At 49.2% G+C, this 14,027-nt stretch carries 13 protein-coding genes, 1 CRISPR repeat array and 1 other annotated feature; of the genes, 3 read left to right on the plus strand and 10 right to left on the minus strand.

From position 1 onward, the window contains the following. Nucleotides 1-205: 205 nt before the first annotated feature. The 5 genes from HEQ50_RS01405 to ezrA form a co-directional block, all read right to left on the minus strand. The gene (locus HEQ50_RS01405) at nucleotides 206-2,851 is read right to left on the minus strand and encodes a valine--tRNA ligase (protein ID WP_168898819.1); all 2,646 of its coding nucleotides are present in this window, start codon (nucleotides 2,849-2,851) and stop codon (nucleotides 206-208) included. 160 nt (nucleotides 2,852-3,011) lie between these two features. Next, nucleotides 3,012-3,224 (minus strand) — a binding site (T-box leader). A 23-nt stretch (nucleotides 3,225-3,247) separates the two neighbouring features. After that, nucleotides 3,248-3,757: a peroxiredoxin gene (locus HEQ50_RS01410; protein ID WP_168898683.1), complete on the minus strand. Its 510-nt coding sequence runs from the start codon at nucleotides 3,755-3,757 to the stop codon at nucleotides 3,248-3,250. 449 nt (nucleotides 3,758-4,206) lie between these two features. Further along, nucleotides 4,207-5,517: a CRISPR direct-repeat array (repeat unit 28 nt; unit sequence GGATCACCCCCGTATGCACGGGGAATAC). Nucleotides 5,518-5,679: 162 nt separating this feature from the next. Then, nucleotides 5,680-6,897: a tRNA uracil 4-sulfurtransferase ThiI gene (gene thiI / locus HEQ50_RS01415; protein ID WP_168898684.1), complete on the minus strand. Its 1,218-nt coding sequence runs from the start codon at nucleotides 6,895-6,897 to the stop codon at nucleotides 5,680-5,682. A 42-nt stretch (nucleotides 6,898-6,939) separates the two neighbouring features. After that, nucleotides 6,940-8,085: a cysteine desulfurase family protein gene (locus HEQ50_RS01420; protein WP_168898685.1), complete on the minus strand. Its 1,146-nt coding sequence runs from the start codon at nucleotides 8,083-8,085 to the stop codon at nucleotides 6,940-6,942. Nucleotides 8,086-8,303: 218 nt separating this feature from the next. Further along, nucleotides 8,304-10,037 (minus strand): septation ring formation regulator EzrA, encoded by a 1,734-nt coding sequence (gene ezrA / locus HEQ50_RS01425; RefSeq protein WP_168898686.1) that lies wholly within the window; start codon nucleotides 10,035-10,037, stop codon nucleotides 8,304-8,306. Between the two features lie 187 nt (nucleotides 10,038-10,224). Between ezrA and HEQ50_RS01430 the strand changes: the two genes are divergently transcribed. The 3 genes from HEQ50_RS01430 to HEQ50_RS01440 all read left to right on the plus strand — a co-directional run bounded on the left by HEQ50_RS01430 (nucleotide 10,225) and on the right by HEQ50_RS01440 (nucleotide 12,183). Then, the gene (locus HEQ50_RS01430; protein WP_168898687.1) at nucleotides 10,225-10,695 is read left to right on the plus strand and encodes a GAF domain-containing protein; all 471 of its coding nucleotides are present in this window, start codon (nucleotides 10,225-10,227) and stop codon (nucleotides 10,693-10,695) included. A gap of 198 nt (nucleotides 10,696-10,893) precedes the next feature. Next, nucleotides 10,894-11,499: a 30S ribosomal protein S4 gene (gene rpsD, locus HEQ50_RS01435; protein WP_168898688.1), complete on the plus strand. Its 606-nt coding sequence runs from the start codon at nucleotides 10,894-10,896 to the stop codon at nucleotides 11,497-11,499. A gap of 204 nt (nucleotides 11,500-11,703) precedes the next feature. Next, nucleotides 11,704-12,183, plus strand: coding sequence for a hypothetical protein (locus tag HEQ50_RS01440; protein WP_168898689.1), 480 nt, complete (start codon nucleotides 11,704-11,706; stop codon nucleotides 12,181-12,183). A gap of 45 nt (nucleotides 12,184-12,228) precedes the next feature. Here HEQ50_RS01440 and HEQ50_RS01445 read toward each other — a convergent pair whose 3' ends face one another. From HEQ50_RS01445 to HEQ50_RS01465, 5 genes are read right to left on the minus strand one after another with little or no spacing between them, the layout of a single operon-like run. Continuing rightward, nucleotides 12,229-12,990 carry an N-acetylmuramoyl-L-alanine amidase gene (locus tag HEQ50_RS01445; RefSeq protein WP_168898690.1) on the minus strand — a complete coding sequence of 254 codons (762 nt, stop codon included), beginning with the start codon at nucleotides 12,988-12,990 and terminating at the stop codon, nucleotides 12,229-12,231. Then, a complete protein-coding gene (locus HEQ50_RS01450; protein WP_334427292.1) occupies nucleotides 12,990-13,274 on the minus strand; it encodes a holin in 285 nt (94 codons plus the stop codon). The genes HEQ50_RS01445 and HEQ50_RS01450 overlap by 1 nt, the downstream gene beginning before the upstream one ends. 1 nt (nucleotide 13,275) lies before the next feature. Beyond that, nucleotides 13,276-13,464 (minus strand): hypothetical protein, encoded by a 189-nt coding sequence (locus HEQ50_RS01455; protein WP_125575301.1) that lies wholly within the window; start codon nucleotides 13,462-13,464, stop codon nucleotides 13,276-13,278. Continuing rightward, the gene (locus HEQ50_RS01460; protein WP_168898692.1) at nucleotides 13,465-13,860 is read right to left on the minus strand and encodes a hypothetical protein; all 396 of its coding nucleotides are present in this window, start codon (nucleotides 13,858-13,860) and stop codon (nucleotides 13,465-13,467) included. Between the two features lie 15 nt (nucleotides 13,861-13,875). Continuing rightward, nucleotides 13,876-14,016, minus strand: a complete 141-nt coding sequence (locus HEQ50_RS01465; protein WP_168898693.1) for a hypothetical protein — start codon at nucleotides 14,014-14,016, stop codon at nucleotides 13,876-13,878. Between the last annotated feature and the right edge of the window lie 11 nt (nucleotides 14,017-14,027).

Genomic DNA, 14,027 nt, shown 5'->3' on the forward strand with positions numbered 1-14,027 from the left:
AAGGATTCATCTAGTATTCGGAATCAAAAAGGTTGCCTAATCACAATGCGATTAGGCAACCCTATACAGCAGATTACCAACAACAGTTGACAAAGAGCCAAAAAAATCACCATCCCCGTTTCGGAATGGTGATCCTCATTTTAATTGTGCTTGAATTAGCCCTTGCTGACTACACCCTAGCAGACTAGCAACTTACACACACGGCTTAGAGCTGTGCCTTGATGTCTGCTAAGCGTTGTTGCGTGGCTTCCAGCTTCTTTTGGTTATCCGCTTGCTTCTCGCGTTCGGCGTTAACCACGTCTTCCGGCGCGTTGGCCACAAAGCGTTCGTTGCCTAACTTCTTAACGGCCCGCTGGACTTCGGCCGTGTACTTGGCCACTTCTTTGTCCAAGCGTGCGGCTTCGTCATTCAAGTCGACCAATTCGGCCAGTGGGACGGACACTTCAGCCCCGCTGATCACGGACGTCATCGCCAGCTTAGGTGCCGTCACATCGGCACCAATCTCGAAGTTCTTCGGGTGAACGAACCGGTCGATGTAGTCACGGTTGGTCTCAAAGACCCGTTGTAAGTTAGCATCGCTGGTCTTAATCTGAAGGTCAATTGGCGTTGACATTGGGGCATTGGCTTCGGCCCGGATGTTCCGAACGGCCTTAATCAGGTCAATCAGACTGGTCATATCGCTTTCCGCCGCGGCATTGTCAAATTCCGCATGCGCAACCGGATAAGCCGCCGTGACTAATGACTGGCCGTCGTGAGGCATGGCTTGCCAAATGGCTTCCGTCACGAATGGCATGATTGGTTGTAACAAACGCAGGGTTTGATCCAACACGTACGCCAGTAGGTCTTGCTTAGTCGCTTTAGCGGCCGCATCATCACCCGTCAAGACTTCCTTACTCATTTCGATGTACCAATCACAGAAGTCGTTCCAGATGAAGTTGTAGAGGGAACGGCCGGCTTCACCGAATTCAAACTTATCAAACATTTCAGTGACGTGCTTGACCGTGCCGTTCAAGCGACTCAGAATCCACTTGTCGGTCAGGTCCCATTTATCGGCTGCCGGAACAACGGGTTGGGTGTTTTCGCCCAAGTTCATGATCACGAAACGACTAGCATTCCAGATCTTGTTGATGAAGTTCCAAGCCGCGTCCATCTTGTCGTAACTGAACCGAACATCTTGACCGGCTGTCGACCCCGTGGACAGGAACCACCGTAAGGCATCGGCACCGTACTTGTCGATGACGTCCATCGGATCAATCCCATTGCCCAGTGATTTACTCATCTTGCGACCGTCTTCGGCACGAATCAAGCCGTGTAACAGCACGTGCTTAAATGGCCGTTTCCCGGTAAATTCAAGGCTTTGGAAGATCATCCGAGAAACCCAGAAGAAGATGATGTCGTAACCGGTGACTAACGTGTCGGTTGGGAAGTAGCGTTTAAAGTCAGCACTGTCTTCGTTGGGCCAGCCCATGGTTGAGAATGGCCATAAGGCACTGGAGAACCAGGTATCCAAGACATCGGGATCCTGTTCCCAGTTTTCGATATCCTTCGGTGCTTCTTCGTTAACGTAGACTTCGCCGGTCTTCTTGTTGTACCAAGCTGGAATCCGGTGGCCCCACCATAGTTGCCGCGAGATAACCCAGTCATGAACGTTTTCCATCCATTGCGTAAAGGTACTTTCAAACCGCTTCGGGACAAAGTCAACGGCATCGTCGCCCTCTTGGTTCTTGATGGCGGCTTCAGCCAGTGGCTTCATCTTCACGAACCATTGCGTAGACAGCCGAGCTTCAACCTGAACACCCGTCCGTTCTGAGTGGCCAACGGAGTGGACGATCGGATCAACCTTGATCAGCAGGCCTTGGTCGTCCAGGTCCGCCACCATGGCTTTCCGCGCGTCGAATCGGTCCATGCCGGCGTATTTGCCCGCCCGATCGTTCATCGAGGCATCTTCGTTCATGGTGTTGATCCGTTCCAAATTGTGACGATTCCCGACTAAGAAGTCGTTCGGGTCGTGGGCTGGCGTAATCTTCACCATCCCTGTTCCGAAGTTAATGTCGACGTATTGGTCGGCAATGATTGGAATCTCACGGTTAGCCAATGGTAAGATGACCTTCTTGCCAACCAAGGCCTTGTACCGGTCATCATCCGGGTTAACAGCCACGGCCGTATCACCCATCATGGTTTCGGGACGCGTCGTCGCAATCTCAATGTAATGCTTGCCATTGAAGGTATCGTCTGGATTGGCAAATGGGTATTTCACATGATAGAAGGCCCCTTTGTCGTCCTTGTGAATAACTTCGATGTCGGATAACGCGGTCCGCGCTTGTGGGTCCCAATTGATGATGTATTCGCCCCGGTAAATCAGGCCCTTCTTGTAGAGGGAAACGAAGACCTTCTTGACGGCGTCGGATAACCCATCGTCTAACGTAAACCGTTCGCGGGAGTAGTCCATGGATAGGCCCATCTTGGCCCACTGCTTGTGAATGGTGGCAGCGTATTCATCCTTCCATTCCCAAACCTTGTCCACGAACTTTTCGCGACCGAGGTCGTAGCGGGTAATGCCTTGTTCACGTAGCCGGGCTTCCACCTTAGCCTGCGTGGCAATCCCGGCGTGATCCATCCCCGGAACCCAGAGCGTGTCGAAGCCCTGCATCCGCTTTTGCCGAATGATCATGTCTTGTAACGTCGTGTCCCAGGCGTGGCCTAAATGTAACTTCCCCGTGACGTTCGGTGGCGGTAACACAATTGAATAAGGTGTGGCTTTCTTGTCGCCACTGGGTTTAAAAACATCTTCGTCTAGCCAAGTTTGGTACCGACCCGCTTCAACGGCGGTGGGATCATACTTGGTTGGCATATCGGTTTGCTTATCTGCCAAATTAATCAATTCCTTTCTACTTTCTGATTCTAACGGTCACACAACGCTGGTGCTTCACGGACGGCCTGATACGGGTCCGTGATGCACACCAACCAAGTTAACTGGCGCTGGCATCAAAAAAAGACTCGCCATCCTAAAAAATTAGGACGAAGAGTCTTCGCGGTACCACCTAAATTGGGCGTTTATGCCCCACTTAACTTCTTTGTTAACGGAGAGTGCTCCGGTCCGAGCTTACTATTGGTTCAGCCCGGCAGCTCGCAAGCTACTTTCACGTCAGTACATTCACCGGGTCCCAGCACTTCCGGCTCTCTTCACAATTCACTGACGTTACTGACTTGTTCAACGCTACTTTCACATAGTCTACTCAATTTTGAGTTAAAGGTCAACACGTGGGACGAGTTTTTCCAAAGCTTCGATGGCTTCCAAGTAGTTTGGTTCGTCGGATTGTTCCGTCACAACTTGCCGGTAAACAATCTTACCCGTGTCATCAATGATCCAGATTGACCGCGCCAAGTTCCCCAAGTTCGGAACGTATAGGCCCATCTCATAGCCAAACGATAACTCTTCGTCCGACAACAAGTCGATATTTTCAACGCCTTGAGCGGCACACCAGCCAGTTTGTTCTGCGATTGAGTTATTTGAAATCGTCGCAAACCGAGCGGCTGGATAGTGATCCGCCTGTTGGGTGAATTTTCGCGTCTGTAACGTGCAAACCGGCGTTTCAAGATCCGGGACAACACTAATCAAAGTGACTTTTCCAATTAAATTAGCCGTCTTAACTTTGACATTGTTCTGATCAAATACTTTAAACTTTGGTAACTGATCCCCTACTTCTGGTAACGTACCAGATAAGGAAAATGTATCGCCGAGTCGTGTGACTTCCACGCAGATCAACCCCTTCAAAATATACATCGGTGCTATACCGATTGTTATTTCAATTATCGCGCAACTCCGGGGGCAATGACAAGTGTTTTGCCATAAAAACGTGAAAAACTCTGGGATACTCTCCCTGCCCTTGTAGAGATGGCGCTAAGATGCAGTATATTTTATGATTTCCCCACAAACACGGGAATACTCTCGCTTGTGCGCAAACTCATTTTTCCTAGAAGAATTGTGAAAGTGTACCAATAAACAGGTAAATCAGGAAAACAGTAACCACCAAGCTTACGGTCACCGTAACACAACCTAAGGAATCATTTTCACTAAATGGTTCAAACTTCATTAGTTCACGCCCTCTTTTAAGTGTGTCCCCTGTTTTTATGTGGATAACCCAATCTCATGTTGTCACTTCAGTATATGAAAGATACCCCGTCTAGACCAATGAAATGGCACAGACTCAACCCCCGTGTGTACGGGGAATACGCTTTACCCGTACGCAACTGAAGCTCATACCGAGGATCACCCCCGTATGCACGGGGAATACAGTGGTTCAAAGGGAATCACCGAATCCCATGAGGGATCACCCCCGTATGCACGGGGAATACGATTCTCCAGCCATTAATGACTGGTTTCTTCTGGGATCACCCCCGTATGCACGGGGAATACCCAAAACGCTTGCCCACTAAGTTTTGATTCCTAGGATCACCCCCGTATGCACGGGGAATACGGAAAACGGAGTTCTTTACGTGGCAATTGCGTGGGATCACCCCCGTATGCACGGGGAATACAGCAGCCAAGCTCACCGAGTTGTCCTTGACGTAAGGATCACCCCCGTATGCACGGGGAATACCAATAAAGTATATATCAGCATTAGCCACGTTTAGGATCACCCCCGTATGCACGGGGAATACATACCGCAAAGCAGTTGAGTGTCTACGCCGCCAGGATCACCCCCGTATGCACGGGGAATACTCGTCTACCTCAATGCCGAAACTAGTGGTGAAGGGATCACCCCCGTATGCACGGGGAATACTCTCTCACGTAAAGCTAAATTACCGGGCTTTTAGGATCACCCCCGTATGCACGGGGAATACCTACCACCTACAGTCCAGTGGTTCAGACGGATAGGATCACCCCCGTATGCACGGGGAATACGTTAACCTGTAATGGTTAGCAACCTTTTATCCGGGATCACCCCCGTATGCACGGGGAATACTTTGAAAGTTCGCCGACGCGGTCGCCGTCCTTGGGATCACCCCCGTATGCACGGGGAATACCAACGACCAGGGGTGTACAGAACCCGACCGGAGGGATCACCCCCGTATGCACGGGGAATACGTAAACGGCCTCCACAACGGCAAGAAGCAGATAGGATCACCCCCGTATGCACGGGGAATACGACACTCCGCCGTCCAATGGACGTCCAGCTGACAGGATCACCCCCGTATGCACGGGGAATACTGTCTTTTTATAACTCAGCCAAGGAATATTTAAGGATCACCCCCGTATGCACGGGGAATACATTTATTGAGTCTTGCGAAAATGTCACCAGGCGGGATCACCCCCGTATGCACGGGGAATACTTTAGCGTGATTGAAGTGTTATCCTTGCTGTCAGGATCACCCCCGTATGCACGGGGAATACATTGAGGCGGAGCTGCGGGCGTTCAGAGCGGCGGGATCACCCCCGTATGCACGGGGAATACAGTGAATAGTTAGTGTTTGATTCTATTTCATCGGGATCACCCCCGTATGCACGGGGAATACACTAAACAAATCCCGTCAGACCGGCACTTCATTTTCGCAAATAAACGTGTTTTGGTCAGTTTGTCTTCACTAGCATAACCTAATTGCGTCCAATTCTCAATCAAAAATTGGTCCGCAAAAAGCCCGGGCAGTCCTCCCACCCGGGCTTCGTCATACTTAGTTTTAGAGTAATTCGGCAAAAACATCTTCGTTTTGGTTCAGGTAATTATCGCCAGGGCGAATGTCAGAAATGACAATACCGTCCAAAGCTTCCTTCATCAACCCGTCAACGTCAATGTACCCCTCGTACTTCCGGGACTTTTCCAAGCTCGGATGCGTCTTGGGTGCCGGTGGCGTGAAGATGGTACAACAGTCCTCGTATGGCAGGATGGACAGATCATAGGTGTCGATGTCCTCGGCAACCTTGATAATTTCCGTCTTGTCCATGGACAACAGTGGCCGCAGAATTGGCATGGACGTCACATCATTGATGGCCGCCATGCTTTCCAGGGTCTGTGAAGCCACTTGTCCCAACGATTCACCATTAAAGATCCCCTTGGCGTGACGCATCTCAGCAATGGCCGCCGTCAACCGCAACATCAGTCGCCGCTGAACGGTCATCAGATAGCCCTCGGGCACCTTTTCCTTGATGGTTTCCTGAATCTTGGCAAATGGCACCTGGATAAATTGAATCCCACCCGAGTAACCGGCCAGCCGTGCCGTCAATTCCTTAGCCTTCGCCAAAGCCTGTTCGGACGTGTACGGTGGACTGTAGAAGTGGATCATATCAATCTTGACGCCCCGACGTAAGGCATAGTAGGAAGCGACTGGCGAATCAATTCCACCAGACAGCATCATCACGGCCTTGCCGCCGGTACCCACGGGTAATCCGCCGGCACCTTGAATCGTTTCGCCGGACAGGAAGACCCCGTTCATCCGCACTTCGACCCGCAACTCCAGGTCGGGATGCTTCATTTGAACGGTCAGTCCGGGAACATTTTCCAGAATCGTACTTCCCAGAATTTCGTTCATCTGGTACGTATCGTATTGAAAGTCCTTGTCCTGACGACGCGTGTTGATCTTAAAGGTCATGCCCGGTTTAAAGGCTTCCTTGACCATGGCCACGGCCGTTTCCTTGATTTGATCAATATCTTTTTCAACCTTGACCGATGGCGAGAAGTTTTCGATTCCGAAAACGCCCTTCAATCGGTGCATCACGGCGTCTGAATCCGCGCCGTTCAAGGTCACGTGCAAGCGGTCGTGTTGTGCTTTGACCTCGATACCGTCAAAGGTACTGAGCGCTTTACGCACGTTTTGGCCCAACTGCTTGATAAAGTCTTTCTTATTTTTCCCCTTCGTCGACAGCTCGCCGTAACGGACCATAATTTCACTGTATTCCATTGCGCGACCCCTTTCATTATTTAATCGTGTCGGTGATTCATGCTAGTTCAACTTGGCAAATTGTGTGTACAACTCGTCGAAGACTTGGTTGAACGTCTGAGCTTCTGCCATGGTATTGTGCTCGTCTAAAGAGATGCGGACCGCGCTGGTGGCAATACCATCATCAACCTTCATGGCCTGTAACGTACTGGACTCCACGTGCTTCTTCGATGAGCAAGCGCTGGTCGTCGAGATGAAAATGTCGTGTTCCTCAAAGGCGTGCACGATGGTTTCCCCCCGGACACCGGCAATCGCAAAGCACAGGATATGTGGCGCGAAGTATGGCAAATCCTTGGAGAAAATCGTCACATTCGGGAAGGTTTCCACGTGGTGCAGGATCGCCAAGCGAATGTCACGTTGCCGCTTGACCTTGGCCGCCTCATCGTCTAGCAACAAGCGCAATGCCTTGGCCATCGCCGCAATGGCGGGCAGATTTTCAGTTCCGGACCGTAAATTTCGTTCCTGACCGCCACCGGCCATCAACGGCGCAATCTTGCGGCCTTGACGCTTGTACATGAAGCCAATTCCGCGCGGCGCATGGAACTTGTGCCCGGAGAATGTCACGAAATCCACGCGGTCGTTGAAGATCTTGTCGGCCAAGCCCTTACCAATTCCCTGTACGGCATCGATATGCCAGTGAATCCGCGGAAAGTCACGCATCACGGCCGCAATTTCATCGAGTGGTTGTACCGCACCGATTTCATTGTTGACCGCCATCGTGGACACCAGAATCGTGGATGGTTTGATGGCCGCCCGTAGATCATCGGCGGAAACGCGGCCGTGTTCGTCAACGGGGAGGTAGGTAACCTCAAAGCCCTGTTGCTTCAATTGTTCCATGGAATTGTGAACGGCGGGATGCTCCACTTCGGTCGTAATCAAATGGTTCCCAAATTCACGTTTGGCCATGGCCGTTCCCTTAATTGCCCAGTTATCACCCTCGGTACCGCCGCTGGTAAATAGAATCTCACTCAGCTTGGCGCCGACGAGATCGGCAATCTGTTGCCGGGATTGTTCCAACAGGTTAAAGGCCTGCTCGCCAAACTTGTGTAAACTTGAGGGATTTCCCCAGTAATTCGCACTGACTTTGGCATAAGTATCGACCACTTCGGGTGCTGCCTTAGTGGTCGCACTGTTATCAAAATAAATCATACTGAACCCTCTTATCTCTTTTCTATTGGTTCGACTCCGATAGAAATTCTTTCTCATTATAAACACAATCGTTCTTCCCCACAAGCCCCCCGCCTGGAAAAGCTGATTAAATAGACACCTTACGTCCCATCACTCAAGTGATCATGACCGTAACCCCCACATACAGCGCAAAAAAATCACGACGACGAAGATTCCGTCATCGTGACCCTGTTAAAGCTTTATTTTGCCGCATCCGATTCGCGTTTGGGCTTGGCCTTTCCCTTGCTCTGGTAATAGGCATCCTCTAAACGCTTGTAGGACCCCGGCTCCACCTCATCAAGCACCGTGGCGATGGTTTCAAGGGCCTGGGCGTATTGATGCTTGTGTTCAAACAAATCGGCCGCTTCCTTGCTAGCCGCCGCCACATTTTCATGACTGGTCTGGTAACGGTTCGCATACTGTAACAGTTGTTCGGCCAATTCGGCGCTGTCGATGAGATCGTCCGTCTTCTCCTGCAACGTGTCCAAATCCGTCTGAATAATCAACAACTGCTTGGTAATACGTTCCATATCAATCTGGGGCTGATCCATGTCGGTCGCCAACTGGGCAACTTCATCCCGGACGACAAAGAAATAATCCAAATAGTTTTGCGGAATGCCAGGAAGGTTTAGATTCTCAACCTGTCGGCGTAAGCTATGTAAATTGAAGTCGAACTGCTGCAATGTATCACGTGCTTGCCGTTCTTCGTCAGCCAATCCAGCAACACTCTTCAAGATATCAGCTTGTTGTTGTTCAATCTGTTCCAGATCTTTTTGTTGCTGCTTCTGGTGTTCCAACACACGCGAGAACGTGGCCGTTTTCCCCGTTAGATCTTGGACATCACGTTGATAAATGCCATCGATCCCCCGCAACTGCTCGTTGAGCTCCCGAGCCGTTTCGAGTTCATGGTGGTCCAGGGTGTAGTTCTGGCTAAGGCGGTCCAATTCGGTCATCAGCGCGTGACTTTGGTTCTGCGCGTGGGCAATAAACTTGGCCACGCCATCAAGATTGGCTTCGACCGGTGACTTCGCATCAATTTCCGTCTGCATCAAGTCATAAACGTTATCAATCTGTTTGGCGATCCGCTCGTTAACGATCTTGGCATCGTCTGGCCGCAAGTCACCCAACGTATCGAGGTTCGCACTGATATGGTCCTCAATCGTATTGATGAGCTCCGGTAAATTCTGCTCTCCAAATTGGAACTTCTCGGCCGTCAGCTGCTGGTAACCGCCCCGTAATTCCTTGACCTGATCGGGGAAAATAACCGTTAAATCTTTATACAGTGGTGGGATGGCCTTGATCAAATCCTCCAAGACGGCGGTGTCATCGTGCAGCTGATCCAAGACCTCGGCGGCACGCTGGTGGTCACCCTCTTGCGTCAACCGGGAAAAGGTATCAAAGTTATCCTCCAACTCACTCAGGTGCTCCTCAAGCCCATCAATGCTGGGGCCAAAGGCAAAGTTCTTGGCAAGCAACGTCTTACGCAGCTCTTGATACTTTTGTTCCAATTCCTTCACGGCCTGACGATGTTGCTTGTCCACCTCCTGCAGGTGGGTCAACTGTTCTTGAACGGATTTAATCAAGTCATCGGTCTGGTCGATCAACGTGGTAACCTTCCCCAAGTTTTGTTGCAGTTGAATCAGGTTTACCCCGCGCGAATCGCTGAGTAGCTGGGCCAATTGTTCATCGATTCGGGTAAACCGGTTCTCGGTGATTTCGGAAAAGTCCGCCTGTAGATTCTCATAATCTTCAAGCGATTGACCGGTCAGACTTAGCTGCCCCACCAGCTGAAGCTCATCCTTTAGTGGAATGGCCTCCATCTTTTCTTTCTTAGCAGTTAACGTCGTGACTTGCCGCCGAATTCGCTGTTGGTATAGTAGCAAGCCAACGTACGCAACGATCGCAAGTATGACGATTCCTATTAGCACAATCATATTGACCCCATCCTTCATCCACATTTCAACGTTTAAACGAGTTGTAAAATAACTCGGTTCATTTTATAATTTAATCTAATCTTGATTATAGCATAAGTGACGCACTGGCTTCACTACGTTTTCGTGATTCTCTTAACCTTTCTGGCTATAATCGAATAATTAATTGATAAATAATGGAGGCCTTTTCATGAGTGACCGTGTCAACCCTTTAATTACCGCACAACTTGACGCCCTCCTATATGGAGAAACGAACCTTGTGGCAAATCTATCCAACGCATCCGCCCTGCTCAAGCAAACGTTGACGGACGTCAATTGGGCCGGATTCTACCTATACCAGCCCGAATCGGATGACCTGATTCTTGGCCCCTTCCAGGGCAACGTAGCCTGTGTCCACATTGAAAATGGGAGTGGCGTTTGTGGTACTGGCTTAGCAACCCAAACCACCCAATTGGTTCCCGACGTTCACGCCTTTGCCGGTCACATCGCCTGTGACTCCGCCAGTAACGCGGAAATTGTTGTCCCACTGACTTTAAGTGATGGTACTAAGCTGGGCGTCATGGATATCGACTCGCCAACCAAAGGGCGCTTCACCAGCGAAGACCAGGTCGTTTTGGAAGATTTCGCCCGGACTTTGTTAAAACACGTTGACAATGCCTAGTGTTTCTGGTTATACTGGTGTTTGTGTAAAATAATGCAGCGATAAGTGGTAAGCTCGTCAACAGATTGTTGCCGCGACATTGGTTCAGGAAGTAACCTGCGGCTGTACACGGTGAAACCTGCAAAGCAATCTGCACGAATACTAAACTTATAAACAGCTTATTTTACTCCAAATAATATTTTATTGGAGGAACTATCTATGTCTCGTTACACTGGCCCAAGCTGGCGTATTTCCCGTCGTTTAGGGGTATCCCTTTCCGGCACTGGTAAAGAATTAAACCGTCGTCCTTACGCACCTGGTGATCATGGTCAAGGTCGTCGTCAAAAGTTATCTGAATACGGTACGCAATTGCGTGAAAAGCAAAAGCTCCGGTTCACTTACGGCATGACTGAACGTCAATTCTACAACTTGTTCAAGCGTGCCGGCAAGATCAAGGAAGGTACTCATGGTACCAACTTCATGATCTTACTCGAACGTCGTCTGGACAACGTGGTTTACCGTTTAGGTTTGGCAACGACTCGTCGCCAAGCTCGTCAATTGGTTAACCATGGTCACATCACGGTTGATGGCAAGCGCGTTGACATCCCTTCATACGAAGTCGAAGTTGGCCAAGTTGTCTCAGTTCGTGAAAAGTCTAAGGACATGACGATCATCAAGGGTGCTGTTGAAGCCGTTGTTGGCCGTCCACAATACGTCCAATTCGACGCTGACAAGCTGGAAGGTTCCCTTACCCGCTACCCTCAACGTGAAGAATTAGATGCAGAACTCGACGATTCTCTTATCGTTGAATACTACAACCGTTAGAGACTTCGGTCTTTCCTGGTTGCTCTATGGTGCTTTGAACGTTGGTATTGCGGCATTCTTAGAATTTCGCATTCTAGTGTTTACTATAGATTTCTCCCCATTTGAGGGGGATTTTGAGGGAACTTTTTAGGACAGCGTCAAGGATTATAGAGGTGCGCACCTTCCATTTTGTGGGGGTGCGTTTTTTTATAGAGGTGAATATTGGTGAAAAAATTTTTTAAAAAGCTCGTTTATTCTCTTGTATGTTGGTTTGTTTTAACTCTCATCAGCCTTGTTACGACTGGCGCCATTTTCATTTGCGGATTACATCACTTAATAGATGAATATGGCAAGAAGGCTCTAATTGACAATCACGTTATTCCTTTTCAATTATTAATACTTAAAAGCCTTACTGCAAGCATCTTGTTGCTGTTCATAATACTTTTAAGTATTAGAATGGTTCAAACCGACTACACACTTGAAAATAAAGAGCTTGGAGAATGGACTGAAATCAGATTTGACTTTCTTTCAAAGTTCAATGGATCGCTAACCGCTATAATTACTGCAGTTACAGCCTTCACTACGCCGTTTCTCCAAAATAAGACTGTAGGCACTAATCCATTTGAACTATCTCTTCCACTTCTCATAGTTGTACCTTTATCCGTTGCCGTTCCACTCATACAAAGCCTAAGTAAGCAAGAATAAACATTAAAAGCCATCCTACCCGCAATAGATAGAATGGCTTCGTTGTTACTTAAGTTTCTTCACGTAATCAGTGTTACTAGTGATATACAGTCCATTGCCTAGCTTCAGCCGCGTAATCTTCCCATACCCAACTACACCGGCGATATCAAAGATGGTCCCCGGCTTAAAAGTCAGTTCTTTCTTCTTAAATGCCTTATCTCGGTACCGCGTCACACTAGTCTTAGCTTTAACTTGCTTGGCTGCCTTCAAATAGGTGGCCTTTTTTGCTGGTGTGGAAGCCGAACCACCAACGCCATTCTTCAAGTCCTTGGCAAACTGGCTCTTACTGATACCCCACTTCTTAAGATAGCCATATGGATCCTGGTGGTTGCCCCACAAATTATCGGACACCCACTTATGAGTCTTGACCCCATTACCGGCACTGTCCAAAGTAAGTGGGATCCCGTATTTCTTAGCGTAGTACCGAATCACCCACACATAGCGCTTATACGATTCATTGAACCGTTTCTGACTATCAACGTGGGCCAACTCTACTTGGAACGGGCTGCGCTCATTAGCTGGTGACCCAGCACCATAAGCGACGTACCCCGGAGTCCCAACAATGTAAATACCCTGGTCATCCACAATTGCGTGGGTGTAGGCGTTCTGCCAGTGTCCGCGCATGTAGGACGCTTCATTTTTGGCCGACCCGATGCCCTTGTTGTTATCGTTCCCGGTATCATGGGCAACGATGTACTTAAGAACCGCCTTGCGGTTGTCACCAGCATTAGCGGCCAATTCAAAACTACGATTCAAGCTATAGCCCATTATTTGTCATCCTCCTTCACATTAAGTCCTTTGAAACCATCAAACAATCCGGACGTAAACCCACCTACCAGAAGCCCCATAACAGCTCCTGATAAATAGTTATGGTCGGCGGTCACAACGACTGACAGTAAGCCAACCACAGTCCCCAGAGCCATCGATAGCCACGGCATCCACTGATTAGGCACCTTGGTCTGCTTGACAGCCTGCGTCAAAACAAAAACGACTAAAGTGGTCAATGCCAGTTCAGCCGCCGTTCCTAGATTGAGTTGCTGGATATAATCCACGCTACTCACCTCGCTTCTTCAATTTTTCTACTTCCTTCTTAAGTCGGTCATTCTCTCTCTTTAATCGCTTAATCTCGTCAGTTTTAGTTGGCGGCTTACCAGCGTTAATCCGGGCCACCCAAACAGGCACATAGCCGACAGCAATAGCGGAGATTGCAGAGAGAATGGCCGTAAATACCTTGTCGCTCAACTAATCATCCCCTGTAAAAGCGTAGCTGATAATCCGACAAATCACCCCACCAGTCAGGACCGCCCCGGGACTAATCAACGCTCCCAGCTCCATATCGTGGACTAGGAATCCAAGAAAGAAACTCATCCACACAAAGACTAGGCAACCAATCATAATTGGCCGGGCGTAGAACCAATGAAAATCCCAGATAGAGTAGACCATGGCAAAAGTTCCAATCACTGCAATCAGGAAGATGGATGCCGGATCATCTAAGACGCCCAGCATCGTACGCGCTGGGGGCTTCAAGTCGAAGAAATTCACTTGGATAATGAAGACAATCGCGATTGCGTAGGTTTCGATTGATGACCAGAACCAGAATTGATTTTTCTTGTAATGCTGGTACAATTTCTTGTCCATAAGAAAAGCACCCCCCTATGCCTCAGCTGGCTTGTAGTCGGTGCCCGAAATATCTTTATACTGTTCGTCGGTCAGAAAATTATTTTCTCGGTACCAGTCAAGGTTCGGCGTTAGCATACCCCAACTAGCAAATAACTTAATCGTTGTATAATTCATGATTCACCCTC

The organism is Lactobacillus sp. HBUAS51381, assembly GCF_012641095.1.
GTDB lineage: Bacteria > Bacillota > Bacilli > Lactobacillales > Lactobacillaceae > Levilactobacillus.